The sequence below is a fragment of the uncultured Campylobacter sp. genome (assembly GCF_937981295.1).
GTDB lineage: Bacteria > Campylobacterota > Campylobacteria > Campylobacterales > Campylobacteraceae > Campylobacter_B.
On sequence record NZ_CALJPC010000059.1, the window covers coordinates 49,192 to 68,255 of the forward strand.

Annotated in this window: 13 protein-coding genes; 12 read left to right on the plus strand and 1 reads right to left on the minus strand. The window is 48.8% G+C overall.

Annotated features, from left to right (window positions below; genetic code table 11):
* The first annotated feature begins 132 nt into the window (after nt 1-132).
* From Q0135_RS04610 to Q0135_RS04625, 4 genes are all read left to right on the plus strand, one after another.
* Nucleotides 133-2,370, plus strand: coding sequence for a nitric-oxide reductase large subunit (locus tag Q0135_RS04610; protein WP_297988661.1), 2,238 nt, complete (start codon nt 133-135; stop codon nt 2,368-2,370).
* Between the two features lie 259 nt (nt 2,371-2,629).
* Nucleotides 2,630-3,073 carry a GatB/YqeY domain-containing protein gene (locus Q0135_RS04615; protein ID WP_297962632.1) on the plus strand — a complete coding sequence of 148 codons (444 nt, stop codon included), beginning with the start codon at nt 2,630-2,632 and terminating at the stop codon, nt 3,071-3,073.
* Nucleotides 3,074-3,207: 134 nt separating this feature from the next.
* On the plus strand, nt 3,208-3,825 hold the full coding sequence (locus Q0135_RS04620; protein WP_297988662.1) for a hypothetical protein: 618 nt from the start codon (nt 3,208-3,210) through the stop codon (nt 3,823-3,825).
* Nucleotides 3,826-3,877: 52 nt separating this feature from the next.
* Entirely contained in the window at nt 3,878-4,513 is a 636-nt protein-coding gene (locus Q0135_RS04625; RefSeq protein ID WP_297988663.1) for a hypothetical protein, read from the plus strand.
* A 384-nt stretch (nt 4,514-4,897) separates the two neighbouring features.
* Here the strand turns inward: Q0135_RS04625 and Q0135_RS04630 are convergent, their stop codons facing one another.
* Entirely contained in the window at nt 4,898-7,144 is a 2,247-nt protein-coding gene (locus tag Q0135_RS04630; RefSeq protein ID WP_297988664.1) for a hypothetical protein, read from the minus strand.
* A 205-nt stretch (nt 7,145-7,349) separates the two neighbouring features.
* Between Q0135_RS04630 and groES the strand changes: the two genes are divergently transcribed.
* From groES to Q0135_RS04670, 8 genes are all read left to right on the plus strand, one after another.
* The gene (gene groES, locus Q0135_RS04635; protein WP_005871710.1) at nt 7,350-7,613 is read left to right on the plus strand and encodes a co-chaperone GroES; all 264 of its coding nucleotides are present in this window, start codon (nt 7,350-7,352) and stop codon (nt 7,611-7,613) included.
* A 12-nt stretch (nt 7,614-7,625) separates the two neighbouring features.
* The gene (groL, locus tag Q0135_RS04640) at nt 7,626-9,263 is read left to right on the plus strand and encodes a chaperonin GroEL (RefSeq protein WP_297988666.1); all 1,638 of its coding nucleotides are present in this window, start codon (nt 7,626-7,628) and stop codon (nt 9,261-9,263) included.
* A gap of 583 nt (nt 9,264-9,846) precedes the next feature.
* Nucleotides 9,847-10,911, plus strand: coding sequence for a hypothetical protein (locus tag Q0135_RS04645; protein ID WP_297988667.1), 1,065 nt, complete (start codon nt 9,847-9,849; stop codon nt 10,909-10,911).
* Between the two features lie 618 nt (nt 10,912-11,529).
* Nucleotides 11,530-12,597: a flavodoxin-dependent (E)-4-hydroxy-3-methylbut-2-enyl-diphosphate synthase gene (ispG, locus tag Q0135_RS04650; RefSeq protein WP_297988668.1), complete on the plus strand. Its 1,068-nt coding sequence runs from the start codon at nt 11,530-11,532 to the stop codon at nt 12,595-12,597.
* A 985-nt stretch (nt 12,598-13,582) separates the two neighbouring features.
* A complete protein-coding gene (locus Q0135_RS04655; RefSeq protein ID WP_297988669.1) occupies nt 13,583-15,676 on the plus strand; it encodes a replicative DNA helicase in 2,094 nt (697 codons plus the stop codon).
* A complete protein-coding gene (locus Q0135_RS04660; protein ID WP_297988671.1) occupies nt 15,630-17,765 on the plus strand; it encodes a hypothetical protein in 2,136 nt (711 codons plus the stop codon). The genes Q0135_RS04655 and Q0135_RS04660 overlap by 47 nt, the downstream gene beginning before the upstream one ends.
* Before the next feature lie 219 nt (nt 17,766-17,984).
* A complete protein-coding gene (locus tag Q0135_RS04665; RefSeq protein ID WP_297988674.1) occupies nt 17,985-18,524 on the plus strand; it encodes a hypothetical protein in 540 nt (179 codons plus the stop codon).
* Complete coding sequence (locus Q0135_RS04670) at nt 18,521-19,057, plus strand: hypothetical protein (RefSeq protein WP_297988677.1); 537 nt, start codon at nt 18,521-18,523, stop codon at nt 19,055-19,057. Before Q0135_RS04665 ends, Q0135_RS04670 begins: the two co-directional genes overlap by 4 nt.
* The last annotated feature ends 7 nt before the right edge of the window (nt 19,058-19,064 follow it).

Consider the following 19,064-nt stretch of genomic DNA (forward strand, 5'->3'; position numbering starts at 1 on the left):
TACCTTATTCCAGTATACTTTAATAAATTTCAGCTTAAGCAGATAAATTTTATCTTTTTATTGACGAGCCTCAATGCTTATCGAAATTTAAATAGGTAAAATTCTCTCCTAATTTCAGTTAAAGGAGTGAAAATGGCAGAATTTAAAAAGCTCTGGATGGCGCTTGTAGCGGTGCTCATCGTGGGCTTTAGTTTCTTGGGTTTTTACGGCGGCGAGGTGTATAGGCAGTCTCCGCCAGTGGTAAAATTTACCGATGCTAGCGGAGCTGAGCTAATCAGTACCGAGCGCATTTACCGCGGGCAGGAGGCCTGGCAGAGCATCGGCGGTATGCAGGTGGGCTCTATCTGGGGTCACGGAGCGTATCAGGCGCCTGATTGGAGCGCAGATTGGCTGCATAAGGAGCTGGTCGCGTTTATGGATATCAAGGCGCAGGAGCATTTCGGTGTGAAATTTGACGCCTTAAATGACGAGCAAAAGGCGCAGATCAAGGCGCTTACCAAGGCCGAGTACCGCACCAACACCGTAAAAGACGGCACCGTCAAGCTAAGCGATGATCGCTTGAAAGCCATGGCGGTCGTAAAAGACGAGTACATGGGCGTTTTCGGAAACGATCCGCGCTTTAAAAAGCTTCGCGAGGATTACGCGATGAAGGAAAACACGCTCGCAAACGAGCAACATCGTGCCGAGCTTATGGATTTCATATTTTGGACCGCTTGGGCTGTTTCTACGGATCGTCCGAGCGGAGAGGCGACCTATACCAATAACTGGCCGCACGAGCCGCTGATAGATAATGTCCCTACCACGGAAAACGTCATTTGGACTATCGCGAGCCTCGTTGTTTTGCTTACCGGCATCGGTTTGCTGGTTTGGTTTGGAAATTTCTACGGCAAAAAGGACGAGGATTTCGAGACTCCTGCGAAGCTTAACGCCGATCCGATCGCCGCTTTAGCGCTTACGCCGTCGCAAAAGGCGCTTGGCAAATATCTTTTCGTAGCGATTGCGTTGTTTGCATTTCAAGCCTTCATCGGCGGCTTTGTTGCGCACTATACGATCGAGGGTCAGTCCTTTTTCGGGCTTGATATTTCGCAATATATCCCTTACTCGCTAGCTCGTACCTGGCACGTGCAGGCGTCCATTTTCTGGATCGCTACGGGCTTTTTGGCGGCGGGATTGTTTCTAGCTCCGATCATCAACGGCGGCAAGGATCCGAAATTTCAAAAGCTCGGCGTGGACGTGCTTTTCTACGCGCTTCTTTTCTTGGTCGTCGGCAGCTTCGCGGGCGAATACATGGCGATTGCGGGCAAGATGGATCCAAGCAGCAGCTTCTGGATCGGACATCAAGGATATGAGTATTTAGACCTCGGTAGAATTTGGCAGCTGATACTGTTCGTAGGCCTTGTGATCTGGATGGTACTCGTGCTTCGCGGCTTTATCGCAGGCTTTAGAGCCGATGGCGATAAGAATTTATTAGCGATCTTTACCGCTTCGGTTATCGCCGTGGGGCTTTTTTACGGCGCAGGGCTATTCTACGGACAGCGCTCGCCGATCCCTGTGATGGAGTATTGGCGCTGGTGGGTCGTGCACCTTTGGGTAGAGGGATTTTTCGAGGTTTTCGCGACGGCGTCTTTGGCGTTCGTATTCGCGTCCTTGGGCTTAGTAAGCAAGAAATTTGCCACCTACACCTCGATTGCTAGCGCATCGATTTTCCTAATCGGCGGAATTCCTGGCACCTTCCATCACCTCTATTTTGCGGGCACCACTACGCCGATAATGGCTGTGGGTGCGAGCTTTTCGGCGCTTGAAGTCGTGCCTTTGGTGCTTTTGGGTTCGGAAGCGTTTCATTACTACAAGCTTCAATTCGCGCAGGATTGGGCTAAGCGTTTAAAATGGCCGCTTTACTGCTTCATCGCCGTGGCGTTTTGGAATATGCTGGGCGCGGGCGTTTTCGGCTTTTTGATCAACCCGCCGCTTGCGCTATTTTACATCCAGGGCTTAAACACCACCGCGGTGCACGCTCATACGGCGCTATTTGGCGTATACGGCTTTTTGGCGCTCGGCTTCGTGTGGCTCGTGGCGCTGTATATTTACAAAGACAAAAACTTTGACGATACACTGATGAAGATCGGCTTTTGGGCGCTTAACGCGGGTCTGCTTCTAATGGTGCTGATTTCGCTATTGCCTGTCGGAATTTTGCAGGCATTCGCGGCGATCGACGTGGGTATGTGGTACGCAAGAAGCGCGGAATTTTTGCAAAAAGACAGCCTCTACGGGCTTCGCTGGGCGCGCATCATCGGCGATACGATCTTTTTGGTAGGAAGCGTGTGCTTCTTGCTTCAAATCGTGCGAATGATATTCTCACGCGCTAAATAGAGCTTTCGCGAGCTTTTATCGCCTGCTTTGCCTCGCGGGAATTTTATTTCTCGCGGGGCCTTTTAAATTTTACTAGGCTTTGCAAGAGCCTTTTATGCGTGAGCTTTTTGCCGCAAAGGGTAGCCGCGCGAGCTTTAAGCTTAGCCGCAAATCGCGATCAATCTTTAAAATTTTAAAATTTCATCCCCTTAAATTTACCCAAGCCAAATTTTAAATTTGCTAAAATTACCGCCGAAATTTTAATCTCAAGGAGTAGAAAATGGGTGTGCGAGAGCAAATTTTAGAAGACATTAAAACGGCGATGAAGAGCGGCGATCACTTCCGCAGAGACAGCCTGCGGATGCTTAACGCCGCGCTTAAGCAGGTCGAGGTGGACGAGCGCATCAGCCTTAGCGACGAGCGCGTCTTTAGCATACTTCAAAGCGAGATCAAGCGCCGAAACGACTCCGTACAGCAGTATCGCGCGGGCGGTCGCGAAGATCTGGTGCAAAAAGAACAGGGTGAGATCGAGATCATCGCGTCCTATCTGCCAGCGCAGCTAAGCGATGCCGAGCTTGCCGCAGAGGTTGGCTCGCTAATCGCGCAGCTCGGTGCGAGCGGCGCAAAGGACATGGGGCGCGTGATGAAAGCCGCCAAGGAAGCGCTCGGCTCAAGCGTGGACGGCAAGCGCCTAAGCGAGGCGGTCAAAGCGGCACTGAAGTAGCCTGCGTTTGAGGCTGAATTTAAGTCCGGCTACAGCTAAATCGTATCGGCGCAAAATTTTGCGGCCGAAATTCTTTCGGGATAGAATTTTGGTTACGGAGTTTATACGCTAATTTAAAATTTTAAAGGATTATCATGAAAAAATTTATCGCAGTTTTACTAGCTGTCCTGCTTGTGGGGTGCCAGTGCAAACAAAACGTAGTGCCTGGGGCGAACGAAACGCCCGAAAAGATCACGGCATTTTTCATAAACGACGGTAAAGAATACATCGTAGGCGAGAAACTCAGCTATGTGCTGACGGATGGCTCGTCGCTTAAGAAAATCTCGGAATTTTACGACGGCGGATACGCCAAAGGGCTTAAGCGCGAGTTTGTAAAGATCGAAGTAACCGATGCTAAAAACGGCGAGGCGCGCGGTAGCTTCAGTGCTTTTTTAAACTCTGCCACAGGAGCAGACGTCGCCAAAATCAAGGCTCTAGCAAACCGCATCGAAATCGATGAGAAAAAAGGCGAGATAGAAGCGATTTTCTACTTCGATGCGCGCGTCGTGCAGATCAAAAATCTTAGCGAAATAATGAAGCCAAGCGATAGGCTGCGCTCTCCGATTCCGGCAAACATCGAGGTTAAGCCCGAACGCTGCGAGGGCAACGCCCTATTGTATACGATAAGCACCATCGTAGCTGTGCCGATAATAATCGTGGGAACGGTACTGTTTCTGCCCGTGGTGATGATGCAGGAATATAGCCCGCGATAATAAAAGCCGTGAAATTGCGTATCTTGCAGCGAAACTTATAATGTAATGATCGATGAAGCTCGGCGAAATTTGGTATAACTTAGATCGCAAGTTCGATCTATTTATGATCGCATTTTATTTGGCGGCGATGTGGTACGGATTTCTTTTTAGCTTGAATCCGAAAAGCTTAGATGATCTGAAAATCGCAAATGGAATAATCATGGATGTCAGAAGCGATGATGGGCGCGAATATATGCAGATTTTTACGGATGAGCGCAAATTTATCAAAGTCTTTTTAAATGGCGATACGGATAACTTAACCTCTTTTTATAAAAATAAAATTTTGCTCAATGCGGCAATTGTTGAAGCTAATTTTAAGCGGTCAGGAGCGGACGAGTGGCAAGGCGTAAATATCAAGCCTTCTATCTCGCTAATCGCATACGAATGGCTGGAAGGCAAGCGAGTTAAAGCTTGGTATCAAAGCCGTCCGTTTCCGTTTCAGGGTCGCGGCACGGCATATCAGGTCTTATTTTTGGATTACAATGCAAGCATCGATCCGCAGCAGCGCGAGTATCTGATGAAATTCAGATATGACAAATACGCTACGACGGATGATAAATTTACAGCTACGATATTTGGAGCTTTGACGCTCATTTTTCTTGCGATTATGGCGGGTAAATTTTATCAAGCATGGCGCCAACTGCAATAAACATTGCGCCGCGAAATTTTAAGTAGCATCGGATAGGCTGAAAACACGGCGCTCAGTATTGATACGAAGCATTTTAAAAGGCGCTAGGCTTGCGGCGTGCATTTCATTGCGGATAGCGGCGCGAGCAGGATAAGCCTGCGGCGATAAATTTGAGGCGTCATTAAAATACAGATCGAAACGAGATTTAAAATTTTGATAAGCAGTGCGCGTCCTGCTTTAAAATTTTTAGGCTTCGGCTACGCCGGCAAGTGCAAAATTCTAAATTTTAAACTGCATAAAATTTTAAAATTTAAACTGCGCGAGATTTCAAAATTTCAAAATTTTAAATCTCGCGCTCGTTTAGCAGTATCCATAAATTTTAAGCGCCAAATGGGAGCGAATGGGCTAAAATAGCCCATTTATCAGCCCCTTAACCACGTCTGATTTCTCCTTTTTCGCGTCGTTTTTGCTGCTATTATCGTCCTTTTTCACGCCGAAAAGCTTGTCGATACCCTTGCCGATCTGCTTGTCGAGCTTGCCCTTTAGATAGTCCGATTGGATATTGTATTTCGGCTCTTTGATCGTGCCGGTGATGTTTATTTCAAGATCGGTTTTTTCGATGTTTGCCTTAACCGGCACCGAAATCGCGCCAGTTTTGCTATCCAGCGTGCCGCCGGTGACGTTTAGCTTGCTTTTTTGCGCGCTCATATCGGCGTTGAAATTGATTAAATTTTGCTTGATCGTGCCGTTTACTTTGGCGTCGTTATAGACCTCACCGCCTAGATCACGACCTAAAATTTTTCCGATTTTATCGATCAATCCGCCGCTAGGAAGGCGGCCGTTGTTGATGATCGCGTCGAATTTGCCGCTGTGCGAGCTCGTATTATACGTAAGATTCGCATTGCCCGTGCCGTCGTAGACGTGATCGATATTTAGAAGCGTCGTAAGCTCTTTTACGATGAAATTTTGGATTTTAAAATTTGCCTCATCGCCCGCGATCTGTCCGTTCAGCTCACCGCCCGCAACCTTGGAATTTATGGTCGCAAACAGGCTCTTGCCGTCGTGCGAAAGCTCGCCGGTCGCGGCAATCTTGCCGTTTAGTCTGCGATTTAAGAAAAACTCGAATCGTTGCAGGCTTGGGATCAGCAGCGCGTAGTTTGCCTTAAGCGCTTTGTTTTTGAGCTCGTAGGTGCCGTTTAAGCTCTGAAGCTGCGCTAGATCGGAGTTCGCGCTAGCGCTAAAGGTCGCGACGGAGTTTTTGATATTTGTCTGCGCCTGCGCGTCCGCTTTTAGATCGCTCGGGAAGTTCTTGTCCGTCACGCCGTCTAAAAATTTCTTAAAAATCACGCCGTTAGCAAGCGAAATTTGCGCCGTGCCGTTAATGCCGTCTTTTAAGCTTAACTTCGCATCGCCGTTTATCGTGCCGTTTCCGATCGCGTTGCCGTAAAACAGAGCCGAAAGCACGGCCAGATTTAGATTGCTCGCCTTAAGCTTTAGATCGCTCAAATTTCCGTTCGCGTTCAGGTTGCCGCCCATCGCGTTTAGATTTAAGTTTAGATTTTTAAGCTCATTTTGCGCTAGAGCCGCGCTAAGCTCGCCGTTTGCCTTGCCTTGCAGCTTCACTCCCAGGACGTTTTGCAGCGCGGCCAGATCGTTTGCGTTTAGCTTCGCGGACAGCTCGCCGTTTTTGTTTTTCAGATCGTATTTAGCCTCCGCATCCGCTTTAAGCGCGTCTTTAAACGCTGAAATTTGCGAGTTTGAAAGCTCAAGCGTAGAAAAATCGGTCTTTAAATTTCCGTTTGCTTTAACGTCGCCAGAAATTTTGCGCCCGATAAGGCTTTCGAGCTTCGCTAAATCGGGTAAGTTCAGATTAAAATCGGAATTTAAAGTTTTGCTTTTCAGATCAAATTCCGATTTTTCGGCGCTGATATTACCTAGCGTCGAATCGATCTTGCTTGCTGCTCGCAGGACGTTATTTTGCGCCGTGATGTCCGAGTTTAACGTGATCTGCACGCCCTTTGGGATGGAGATATTCATATCTTTAAACGCAGATTCGTTTAGGATCAAATTTGAGCTTTTGATGCTTGCGTTGCCCTCTGCGCCGCTACCACCGGCTTTGATATCCGAGAGCACGTCGATATTTCCTTTGGCGTATATCGGTAGCGAAGCCACGGCAAGGGCTTTTTCGACGTTTAGAGCTTTAGCGTCGATTTGTAGATCAAGCGGACTAAGGTCTTTTAAATTTGCTAAAAATTTTACGTTGCTATCAAAAATCCGCCCGCTGCCGTTGATGCCGAATTTGCTAAGATCGCCTAAAATTTGCCCTTTAAGGCTTAGCTCTTCGTCCATTTTTATGCCGAGCTTGGCTAGATCGTGCGCGTTTGCGTCGTAGCTAAGATCGAAGGAGCGCGCAAAAAGCGAGTATTTGCCCTTTACGTTTACGCTCGCAGCATCATTTACGTTGGCGCTAATATCCAAATCGCCGAAATTTAGATCGAATTTATCGAGCTTCACGTCAAGGCCGCTTTTTTCTTTGATCAAATTTTCTACGTAAGGCTTGGTGAGATTGTTGCCAAAATCGCTGAAAAATAGGCAGCCCGCGCCTACGATAAGCAGGATTAAAATTCCTGCGATTATGCCGAAAATTTTCATTTCGTCCCCTTAAAATTTAAAATTTGAGGGTATTATAGCCCTTAAAATTTAACGTTTGAAATCTCAATACTTGAGTTTAAATCACTAAAGTTTTATAAAAATTTTTCATAAACTATTGACAAGATTTTAAATTTTGCATATAATCTTAGCACTCAAACACATTGAGTGCTAATTTTAGAAATCACAAATCAAAGAAAGGACTGAAATGAAATTTCAACCACTTGGCAAGCGCGTTCTAATCGAGCGCGAGGAGGAAACCAAAAAGACCGCTTCGGGCATCATCATCCCCGACAATGCTTCAAAAGAGAAGCCTTCGACCGGCAAAATCGTAGCCGTCGGCAGCGAATGTGAAGGCGTCAAAAATGGCGATACCGTAGCGTTTGCAAAATACGCAGGCAGCGAGATCAGCTTAGACGATAAGAAATACCTTATCTTAAATTTAGAAGATGTTTTAGGCATAATTAAATAAAAAGGATTGAAAATGGCAAAAGAGATTATTTTTTCAGACGACGCAAGAAACAAGCTTTACGCGGGCGTTAGGAAGCTAAACGACGCTGTAAAAGTTACGATGGGACCTCGCGGTCGCAATGTCTTAATCCAAAAGAGCTTCGGCGCTCCTGCGATCACAAAAGACGGCGTGAGCGTGGCTAAAGAGATTGAGCTAAAAGATACGCTAGAGAATATGGGTGCTTCTTTGGTGCGCGAAGTAGCGAGTAAAACCAACGATCAAGCAGGAGATGGCACTACGACTGCGACCGTGCTAGCTCACGCGATCTTTAAAGAGGGCCTACGCAACGTAACTGCGGGCGCAAATCCGATCGAAGTTAAGCGCGGTATGGATAAATTTAGCGCTGCGATCATCGAGGAACTAAAAAAATCCTCTAAAAAAGTAAGCGGCAAAAAAGAGATCGCTCAGGTCGCTACGATCTCTGCGAACAACGATAGCTCCGTTGGCGATCTGATCGCGGATGCGATGGAGAAGGTCGGCAAGGACGGCGTCATCACCGTTGAAGAGGCAAAATCGATCAACGATGAGCTAACCGTTGTCGAGGGAATGCAGTTTGACCGCGGCTATCTAAGCCCGTATTTCATCACAAATGCAGAGAAAATGCTAGTTGAGCTTAGCTCGCCGCTGGTTTTACTATTCGATAAGAAAATTACGAATTTAAAAGATCTGCTACCGGTTTTGGAGCAGGTTCAAAAAAGCGGCAAACCGCTTCTAATCATCGCCGAGGATATCGAGGGCGAGGCGCTTGCGACTTTGGTCGTAAATAAACTTCGCGGTGTGCTAAACATCTCTGCGGTCAAAGCTCCGGGATTTGGCGATCGCAGAAAGGCGATGCTTGAAGATATCGCGATTTTAACAGGCGGCACCGTCATCAGCGAGGAGCTTGGCAGAACGCTAGAAAGCGCTTCTATGGCTGATCTCGGACAAGCCGAGCGCATCGTGATCGACAAAGACAACACCACCATCGTAGGCGGTGCGGGAAAGAAAAAAGATATCGACGCGCGCGTTTCGCAGATCAAAGCTCAGATCGCCGAGACTACGAGCGATTACGACAAAGAGAAGCTTCAAGAGCGTATGGCTAAGCTTAGTGGCGGCGTTGCGGTCATCAAGGTGGGCGCTGCGACCGAAACCGAGATGAAAGAGAAAAAAGACCGCGTGGACGATGCTCTAAACGCAACCAAAGCAGCCGTAGACGAGGGTATCGTAATCGGCGGCGGCGCTGCGCTAATCAGAGCGGGACTTAGCGTAAAACTAGCTCTAAGCGGCGACGAGCTTATCGGTGCGGACATCGTTAAGCGCGCGCTTTTCGCTCCACTTCGCCAGATCGCAGAGAATGCGGGATTTGACGCGGGTGTCGTAGCAAATAAGGTCGAGCAGGGCTCAGACAAAAAATTTGGCTTCAACGCCGCAAACGGCGAGTACGTCAATATGTTTGAGGCAGGTATCATCGATCCAGTCAAGGTTGAGCGTATCGCGCTTCAAAACGCGGTCTCCGTCGCAAGCCTGCTTCTAACGACCGAAGCGACCGTCAGCGAGATTAAAGAGGAGAAACCTGCAATGCCTCCAATGCCTGATATGGGCGGAATGGGTGGCATGGGCGGAATGATGTAGTCCCGCGGGGGCGTCATTCGGCGCTCCTATGCCATTGAAACGGCGCTGCGAGATTTTTACAGCGCCGCGAAATGCTTTATGCGCGGCGATATTTTTGCTATGCGCAGTAAAATGAGATGTGCCGCGTTTTGGATATGTCTAAGGCGCGGCGATTTATTATGAATTAGCGATTAAGCGGTGTAATTTTTAGTCACTGCATGATCTTATAAATTTCGTATCTCACCGCAAATTTACGGTTTTGCCGCATTATCCTTTAAATTTAAAAACTTTATCTGAGTTTGCTTTTTACCTTAAATTCTGACTTGTCACTCAAAATTTAAGCGCAGAATTCTAAAACTTTAAAATTTTCAGCTATCCCACCTAAACGCTTACAAGATAAAATTTTTTCGTGGCGTCATATTTTTAGTGTGATAAAATTCTATTACCAAACAGAATCCTAGCTGCGGAATTTTTAAAGCTTAGCCTTTTGTTTGGCGATACGGCTTGGAATTAGAGCTGAAATTTCATAGCCTCACTCATTAAATTTAACGCGGCTTAATCTAAGCTTTGCTAAATTTCGCCTAAAATCATAGAAAGGAAAACGATGAAAAATTTAGCTCGTATCTTTTTAATTGCGTTCATTTTGACGAGCTTCTCTAGCGTTTTTGCTGCGCAGCAAAACCATAAATCTACCGCCGCGCAGCAGAACCATAAATATAAAATTTCATCTCAAAATCTGCGAGCCAAAGATCATTCGAGTAAAAATATAGCGGCAAGATCCTCTGCCGAGCCACATGCTAAAAAACCTACAAATGCTAAAAGTCTTTCAAATTCCAAGCTCACAAAAAATACACGTGCATTTGGGAATCCTGCTAAAAATTCCACGCAAAAAAGTGCGAAAAATTTTACTAAAAATTCTGGACAAAATTCCGCATCGCATTCTGCGAGAAATAAAGCATCTAGGCTCCCAGCCAATCAATCAAGTAGTCAGAATGAAGCTAGCAAGAGTCTAGTTGCGACGCTGATGCGTTTGCCAAAGACCCGTATCTATGAGGACGAGGCGCCAAGCGCTCGCGATACCGCGCAAACTTACAGAGGCGCAGATGTGCGGAGAAATGCAAGCGCGCAAACTCACGGAGGCGCAGATGAGCAGACTGGCAAAATCGTAGACGCACAAGCTCGCAAATTAACGACGGCTCGAATTGCACAGCCGCAAGCTCGCCACGGCTATAGTGCAACTCGTTCTGGCGCTATGGAGCATACAGCTGCATCTCATTCGAGCGCCACGAAGTATACGGCTCGTCAAAATGCCCGCGCGCCCTATCTTCCCACATCTGCTCGCTCTAGCCGTGCGATAGGGCGCTCTGGCGGTAGCGCGCTTGGTAAAATACCGTCGCCGGAGCGGAGTAATGCGCTAGGGCAAGGTGCTGCGATGCGTTATGATGAGCGTTGGGCGAAGCCCGCTCCACAGCCGTACGAGCCTGCGCCTGAGACCGAGAAAAAGCGAGGGCTGATATTTTCGTCGCAGTGGGGCCCCGCCGCGCCGAAAAGTAAGTGGCAGCAGCACGAAGCCCCGACGGATGACGCTTCGTCGCGCAATGAGTCGGTGATGGATATGCTGCAGGACAAGATGAGCAGGGTCAAGGTGAATATGGAGCTAGTGCGCTAGCCTAGGCGGCACGCCGGCGCAATTTATATGCGTAGGCGGTTTAAATTTTGCTGCCTCTATAAGATCGCGATACTGGCGCGGTGTGCAAAACACGAACGGCTGACGTTTTTTTCGGCTTTGCCGCCGTGCGAAACAATGCCCTAATGCTGCAATTAAAGATAGAATGTTCATATTTCATCTACTTGCTTTGAATTTCACGGCTGCATGCCGCGCTGCTAGGATAAACCATACTGCACTCGTTTTGCGCGAGTGAGCGCTGCGACGATACTGTGGGTAAAATTTCGCGGAAATTTCAAAAGCTTAATTTTGTAATTTTATGTCGCAGGACTTCGCTTGCCTGCTAAGTTTGCGGAATTTTGCTTGGCTACGTGGTTTATTAAATTTCGCTTGCCATAAAATTTTGTATAGTTTTATTTGCTACCGGAATTTTTAGAATTTTATTAGATGGCGGAATTTTATAGAGCTCTATTCGCTAAAATTTCGCGGCAAAATGAAATTTTTCGTAGGCGCGAAAGCAAAATTCAGCGGGTTAAATTATACGGCGGGTGGCGAGCGCGAATTATTAAATTTTAACCCCGTTTTGAATAAAATAGCGCAAAAAATTCTAAAGGCTTAAATTTGAAAAATCGCTATCCGACCCGTCAAATCTCCGTCGGCTCCGTCAAAATCGGCGGCGGCGCGCCCATCTCCGTGCAGTCGATGAGCTTTTCTAAAACGAAGGACGTGGAGGGCACGCTAGAGCAGATTAACCGCCTGTATTTCGCTGGCTGCGACATCGTGCGCTGCGCTGTGCTCGATAAAGCGGATGCGGACGCGCTCGCACGCATCAAAAAAAGCTCGCCGCTTCCCATCGTAGCGGACATCCATTTTAATTTTCGCTTGGCGCTGCAGGTTGCGGAGTTTGTCGATGCTATCCGCATCAATCCCGGCAATATCGGCGGCAGGGACCGTATCAAAGAGGTCGTGCGCGCGTGCAAAGCTCGCAGCCTGCCTATCCGCATCGGCGTAAATTTGGGCTCACTCGAGGAGCAGTTTGAGCAAAAATACGGCCGCAGCGTGGAGGCGATGGTGCAAAGCGCGCTGTATAACGCCGCGCTGCTTGAAGATGAGGGCTTTAGCGACATTGCGATCTCGCTTAAGACTTCGGACGCGCCGAGCACGGTGGCTGCATATCGCGCGTTGCGCCCGCTATGCGAGTATCCTTTTCATCTGGGCGTGACCGAGGCGGGGACGAAATTTCACGCGAGCATCAAGAGCGCAATCGCGCTGGGAGCACTTCTGATGGAGGGGATCGGCGATACGATGCGCGTGAGCATGACGGGCGAGCTTGAGGAGGAGATCCGCGTCGCGCGCGCGATCCTGCAGGATGCGGGCGTGCAAAAAAGCGGCGTCAATATCATCTCGTGCCCTACCTGCGGGCGTTTGCAAAGTGATCTGCTAAGCGCGATCAAAATCGTCGAAGAAAAAACCGCGCATATCAAAACGCCGCTAAACATCAGCGTCATGGGCTGCGTCGTAAATGCGATCGGCGAGGCGAAGGGCGCAGACGTGGCGATCGCGTTCGGCAACGGGCGCGGCATCGTGATGCGTCACGGCGAAGTGGTCGCCAAACTCGATGAGAGCAAGCTCGTGGAGCGGTTTTTGCAAGAGGTCGAGGACGAGGTGCGGGCTCGCGAAGGAGCGTGAGAGCTGCGGAGCGTCTAGCCGGTTAAAGCGGTTAAAAGCCGCTACGGCGCGCGGCTCAGTTTCGCAGTTTGGTATTTCGGCGCGCTGGGCTCACCGCGGTTCGTCTAGGTTTATCGGTGCAGCGCGTCTGAGGCGTGAAATTTTAAAATTTCATCTTTAGGGCAACGTTTTTAAATTTGAGCTTTTGGGAATGCGGCTTGGAATTTTGGATTTAAATTTTAGCTCTGGAATTTCATTTTGAAATTTTTAACTTTGCAATTCGCCGTGAAATTTTATTTTAAAATTTGAGCCTCGCGATTCGGTGCTAAATTTGCGGCGTGAAATTTCAAGGCACGGCGCAGGAGTCGAGCCGCGTTAAATTTAGCGCGATTTATCGCGATAGACGCACTGTTTTGCGAAACAGCGGGCGAGCGTTAAATTTAAATGCCACGGCATTCGGCTCATTATTTAAGGCGTTTGAAAAATTTCAAATCGCGACGCTTCGGTTTAAATTTAGAAAGGTTCGCTCGCCGCAGCTTGGGCGCAAAATTTAATGCCCAAGCTTGTAGCGCTAAATTTTAATAGGCGGGCTTAAAATTTTAAAGAATTCTGAGCCCTAGCGAAATTTCAAGCTCTATGAAATTTCAAAATTTTAAATCCGTCGCGGCAGCCTTTGGGCGCAGCCTCAAATCGCCGCGGTGTGTGCGGCATAAGAGCGCAGCGGCTTAAAATCGTGTGACTTTTGGAAGCGTTAAGTTTCAAAATCGCGCGAGCTTTCAAGATCGCAAGCTGTTTGATCTAGAGAGGTTTTGGGTTGCTAGGCTCCGAGCCTTGCGGGCTTTTGGAAGCGTGAAATTTTCAAAGCTGCGATAGTTCCAAGACTGCGGCGGGCGTTCAAAGCCGCATCGGTTTTCAAAAGCGCCGAACCGGGGCTGCGGATTAAAATTTACGATTTTATAGAGCTTAAAATTTAGACGCGCAAAAGCGCGCGAAACGAGGGGAAGCGATGGCAACGAAGCAGAATGTGCCTGCAAATTTATACGATCTGGATATGGAGCGCGCTATTTTAAGCTCGCTTTTGCAAAACGAGGACGCATACGGCGAGCTGAGCGAGATAATCTCGGTCGGCGATTTTTTCTACAAGCCGCACGCCGACATCTACGAGGCGATCGTCAAGTGCTCCTCGCACAACGAGCCGATCGCGCCGAGCTTCGTTAAAAAATGGCTAGCCGAGCGCTACGACGATGGCGCATTTACCGAGGTCGTAGCCACCAGCGGCGTAGTCGATGCCCCAAAATACGCGCTTGAGCTGCGCGAAAAATCGATCAAGCGCTCGCTAATCAAGGTCGCGCACGAGATCCCTTCGATGGTAAACGAAGCCGTGCGCAGCAAGGACACCGCCGATAAAATCAGCTCCAAAATTTACGAGCTCATTGACGAGGAGCGTCACGGTGGCATCAAAAAATCGCACGAGATCATCGCTGACGTGGTAGAGGAGCTCAAGCGCCAAAAGGCGCTCGCAGGCTCGGAGCTCGTGGGGCTTGATACGGGCTTTCGTTTCCTAAACGACTGCACGAAGGGGCTAAAGCCCGGCGAGCTCATCATAATCGCCGCTCGCCCCGGCATGGGAAAGACCGCCTTTGCGCTAAATTTGATGATGAAAACGCTGCAAAGCGGCAAAGGCGTCGTATTTTTCTCGCTCGAGATGCCCTCTGTGCAGCTGATGTATCGCATACTAAGCGCGCTTAGCTCGATCCCGCTAAGCGACATAATGAGCGCCAAGCTCAGCGACGACGATTGGACGCGCTTCAACGACGCCTGCGACGCGGTGCTGAATATGCCGCTTTTCGTCTATGACAGCGGCTATGTAAACATCCACCAAGTCCGCACCCAGCTGCGCAAACTCAAAGCCGCGGACGCCAATATCGAGCTTTGCGTGATCGATTACATCGGACTTATGACGAGCACGAGCAACTACTCCGAGCGCCACCTGCAAATCGCCGAAATTTCACGCGGACTCAAGCTCTTGGCGCGCGAACTAAACATCCCGATCATCGCGCTGTCGCAGCTAAACCGCTCGCTTGAAGCGCGCTCGAACAAACGCCCGATGCTAAGCGATCTGCGCGAAAGCGGCGCGATCGAGCAGGACGCCGACATCATACTTTTCGTCTATCGCGACGAGGTTTATAAAGAACAGATGGAGCGCGAGCGCATTTCGCGGCTGGAGGCCGAGGGCAAGGACGCGGGCGAGCCCGTGTTTAGGCGCAACGACTATCAGGAAAAAGCCGAAATCATCGTCGGCAAAAACCGCTCGGGCGAGGCGGGCAGGACGATCGAGGTGGGCTTTCAGGGCAGATTTACCCGCTTCGTCGATACGAGCTTCGGCGGTGAACCCAGCGAGAGCGCGATCTTTAACGAAAATGACAATCTCGACTACGTCTCGCAGCTGCAAGATCAAGGCTTTGAGGAGCCTACTGCGCCGCGCCTCGATACGGCGCAGAATTTGCAGCAGAATTTTAATGAAGCTCAAAATTTTAACGAAGCGCAAAATAGCGGCGTAAGTTTAAATGAAAGCTCTGCCAGCACCCGAATTTCCGGAGTAAATATCGATTTTGATGAGATGCCTAGCTTCGGTCAAAGCGGTGCGCAGGACGGCGAGGAGATAGACGGCGAGTCTAAGCTTAGCGCAGAGCAGGGCTTGGCAGAGGCGCGGCACGCGGCACAGAACGCACCGCGAAAGCAAGAATTTGAGGAACAAAATTTAGATGATACGAGAGCGGGCGGCGTCGCGCCTCAAACAGAGGGCGCGCATAAAAATTTAGCGAGCACTCCGCGAGGCGCAAAAGACACATCTCCAGGCGCAACAGGCGCGCGGCAAGGTGCAGATGGCGTATCGCAAGGCGCAAAGAACACGCAGCAAGAGGATGCTACGTATTTTGAAAGAGGCGATAGCGATGAGCCGCCTTTTGAGACGCAGGAGCGGCAAGAGGACGAGGCGAAATTTAAACCCGCACCGCCTCTAAATATCGAAGAGATGGGCATTCCAAAGATCAATGAGGCAAACAGGCTCGATGACGACGACGCGCCGCTGGATCTGTGAAATAGCGCTTAGGCTCGCGCTGATCGTTAGCGTTTTTTGCTTCGCGCTTTACGCGCAGGATTTCAGTGACGCGGGCTTTTGCGCGCTGGCGGCGTTTTGGGCTTACGCACTATTTCGGGTGCTATTTAGCTTTTTTTATGAGGCGAAGCAGCGCGCCAATGCGGCGCTATTTCGCAGCGGCGGGACTTTGATTAAAATTTTTAGAGGTAGGCTGATAAGCGGGGTTTTTGCCTGCGCGGGCGCGATCCTCCTAAGCGTCACTTTGGCGCTAGGCCTAGCCGATCTGCGCGGCGCGGAGCTATTCGTGATGCTCGCGGCACTACCTGCAGCTCTTGCTCTGATGCGCCTAGCGGTGCTTAAGCTCAGCCTAAAAGAGATTAAAAATCCTAGAATTTTATCGCTCAAACTTAGCATTTTGCTGCTCGCCGCGCTTGCCGTAGAGGTAAATTTCGCCATAAATTTAGCCTATTTGCGGCTTGCGGACGGCGCAGATACTGCCGCACACTCTCAAAATTCCGCGATAAATTTTACTTCACTTGCCCGCAACGCCGCATCCGCCGAAGACTCCGCAAGGAATGACGCTTTCGCGCCGGCCGGAAATTTAGCTACGGATAATTCCGCTAAATCCGCTACGAATTCCGCGACGAATAACGTTGCCATAGTTGTCGGAAATTCCAAGGTTGATAATGCCGTCAAGTCCGCACTGGACGCTGCTAAAAATTTCACTGCTTCGCCCGCAAATTTTAAAGCGGGCTCCGTCAGAGCGCCGCAGACCTTCGCTAAAAATTCTACGACTAGCTCCGCTGCAGCGCAAAATTTAACTCAAAATTCCGCCGCACCGAGTATGGCTACCGACAATTCCGCCAAAAATTCCGCGGCAAGCTCTGCATCAATCCCTGAAATTTTTGAAATTTTAAAATCTACCGCGCCGCAAGTACACTTCAAATCCGCTCTGCTAAATGAAATTTACGCTTTGAAATTTTACAAAAACGCGCTGTTTGAGCTGGCGCTGTCGCAGAGCCCTAGCGCGCTAAAAATCGCTCTTTTGTTTCTGATCTGCGCGGGCGATTTCCTCTTTTACTGCGCGATCTTGCATCTTTGCGCCTTCGTGCTTTTTATGCCGCGAGCCACGTCCGCGCCCAAAATAGGGCGCTTTAGCGGTACGATCTTTGCGCTTGCCTACGTCACGTTGTGTTTGATCTGCGCCGCGCAGACGCGCACGGCAAGGGGTGAGGCGGAGCGCCCCAAAAGCGCGGTCGAGACGAGCGTGCAGATCGTGCTGCAAAGCGGCGAGCGGCTGATCTTAAGCGCGCGCGAGGCGGACGTTCTAAGAGGCGAGCTAAACGCTACGCGCTTCGCCGCGGAGGCAAACGCCGCATCTGCGCTGAATAGCTACATCGACGCCGTTTACGACGAGGGCGCGAGGCTCAGCGCGCAGAAAATGGCGGATTTTAATTACTCGTTTCTGAGCGATTATCTGGTGCTGTGGCACGGCGTGTGGGACGATGACGCGGGGGCGTATCTGAATGAGAAATTTGCGCTCTTCGTAAGCGAAAGCTTCCCGAAAGATTTTGGCGAAAATATCGCTAAAATCGCTGCGGCGAACGTCAAAAATTATGAGAGCTCGCTAAATTTTACGCTCAAAAAATACGGCGCGAAAATCGATCTCAACGTCACGCAGAGCTTCAGCCTAAAAAGCAAGGCGTATCGCGCGAGCGGGACGGGGCTGGGGGCGCTGGGCGGCGTGCTGGGCGCAAAGCTGATAAGCAAGAGCCTCGCTAAAACTGCGGCCAAGACGGGCGCGAAGACTATTACCAAGGCGGGCGCCAGTGCGACAAGCGGTAGTGCGGGGCTCGTGTGCGGTCCGGGCGCGGTGGTGTGCGTGCCTGCGTTTGCCGTGGCTACGTGGTTCGGGCTGGATTTTGCGTTTGCCAAGGGCGACGAGGCGCTCAATCGAGAGGAGTTTGAAGCTGCGATCGTGCGCGATATGATGGCGGCGAAAGAGGAGCTAAAGCGCGCGCTGGCGGAGGATTTCAACGCGACGATAGATGAAATTTCGAGCGAAATTTTAAATTTAGACGGGAAGTAGGGCGGCGGATTATGCCTGCGCAACTTAGACCTGTTGCGAGCGAAATTTAGCGGTGGATTATGGAGTTTTCGTGCGTGGCAGGCGGCGAAATTTTAAAATTTAATCTAAGTGTGGGCGGGCGGGATTACGGCGCACTTATTGCGCTACCGCGCCTCTTAAATTTTTAAGAAACAGCTAAAAATTTTTATATATAATCGCCGCTTAAAACAAGGAGTACTAATGAAAAAATTCTATCTTAAAATTTCGTTATTTACGTTTATAACGGCATTTGTAGTGATTCCTGCTGCGGCAAAATCGCATTTGACAAGCTTGATAAAGTTAGAGGATTTTAATAACGAAGAGCAAAGGATGCTTTTTAAATCCTGCGATTACGGTGACGGAAAATATGGATCGTGCAATAAACTCGTTGAAATTTTATCTAAAGAGTGCGAGGATGGTAATATGCGCTCATGTACTATACAGAGTGATTTTTTACAATCTTTGTTTAGAGAAGAGGAAGCTATGAAATATCTGATTAAGCTGTGCGATGCTAACCTTATCGAATATTGCATGGGGCTAGGTTGGGAAGATATAGAATTTAACGGCAATATACAAAGGGCAATTAGTAGTTTTGAAAAAGTATGCGATAGCAAGCTGAAGAATAGTGAGCTTTTTTGTAGAATGAATGAGGAATTAAAGAGCTGTTTAAAAGATAAAGAATGCAATCCGATAATAAAGGGCAAGGCTCTTTTAAAAAGAACTGTAGAGGAGCTAAAATGAGAAGTATTAGCGTTTTATTCTTATTGATTATGATATTGTCGTGTCCATTATCTGCCAAATCTACGGCAGAGGAACAAAATCTTTATAACGAATGCAATAAAGGAAACGGCAAATATAGCTCATGCACTAAACTAATAGAAATTTTATCTAAAAAATGCGATAGCGGTAATATGGAAAAATGTGATGATTTGGGCTATGTTATGGGTTTAGAGCTCGGTATGCGTGAAGCGGCTTTTGTGCCCTTAGAAAAATCTTGCAAGGCAGGTATTGCAGCCTCTTGTTTTAACCTCGGAATTCATGATATTGCGATAAGAGGCAATGTCAAAAGAGCGGCACATAATTACAGCATAGCTTGCGAAAAATATTCAGAGCATCTAGAAAAAGAAAGAATATTTAAACTAAAATCTTGCGCGCTAAAGACGGCTTTAGAAAACTGCTTACGAGATCAGGAGGAACACGATCCCGTAAAGTGTGCGAAAAGAGCCTTTTGGGAAATAAGCGATAAATACGACTCAAATTCAACCAAGGAGTAAAAGATGG

What these genes read in the sequence shown, in the direction of transcription:
- Q0135_RS04610 (WP_297988661.1), top strand. Translation starts at nt 133, where the DNA reads ATGGCAGAATTTAAAAAGCTCTGGATGGCGCTTGTAGCGGTGCTCATC.
- Q0135_RS04615 (WP_297962632.1), top strand. Translation starts at nt 2,630, where the DNA reads ATGGGTGTGCGAGAGCAAATTTTAGAAGACATTAAAACGGCGATGAAG.
- Q0135_RS04620 (WP_297988662.1), top strand. Translation starts at nt 3,208, where the DNA reads ATGAAAAAATTTATCGCAGTTTTACTAGCTGTCCTGCTTGTGGGGTGC.
- Q0135_RS04625 (WP_297988663.1), top strand. Translation starts at nt 3,878, where the DNA reads ATGAAGCTCGGCGAAATTTGGTATAACTTAGATCGCAAGTTCGATCTA.
- Q0135_RS04630 (WP_297988664.1), bottom strand. Translation starts at nt 7,144, where the DNA reads ATGAAAATTTTCGGCATAATCGCAGGAATTTTAATCCTGCTTATCGTA.
- groES (WP_005871710.1), top strand. Translation starts at nt 7,350, where the DNA reads ATGAAATTTCAACCACTTGGCAAGCGCGTTCTAATCGAGCGCGAGGAG.
- groL (WP_297988666.1), top strand. Translation starts at nt 7,626, where the DNA reads ATGGCAAAAGAGATTATTTTTTCAGACGACGCAAGAAACAAGCTTTAC.
- Q0135_RS04645 (WP_297988667.1), top strand. Translation starts at nt 9,847, where the DNA reads ATGAAAAATTTAGCTCGTATCTTTTTAATTGCGTTCATTTTGACGAGC.
- Q0135_RS04655 (WP_297988669.1), top strand. Translation starts at nt 13,583, where the DNA reads ATGGCAACGAAGCAGAATGTGCCTGCAAATTTATACGATCTGGATATG.
- Q0135_RS04660 (WP_297988671.1), top strand. Translation starts at nt 15,630, where the DNA reads ATGAGGCAAACAGGCTCGATGACGACGACGCGCCGCTGGATCTGTGAA.
- Q0135_RS04665 (WP_297988674.1), top strand. Translation starts at nt 17,985, where the DNA reads ATGAAAAAATTCTATCTTAAAATTTCGTTATTTACGTTTATAACGGCA.
- Q0135_RS04670 (WP_297988677.1), top strand. Translation starts at nt 18,521, where the DNA reads ATGAGAAGTATTAGCGTTTTATTCTTATTGATTATGATATTGTCGTGT.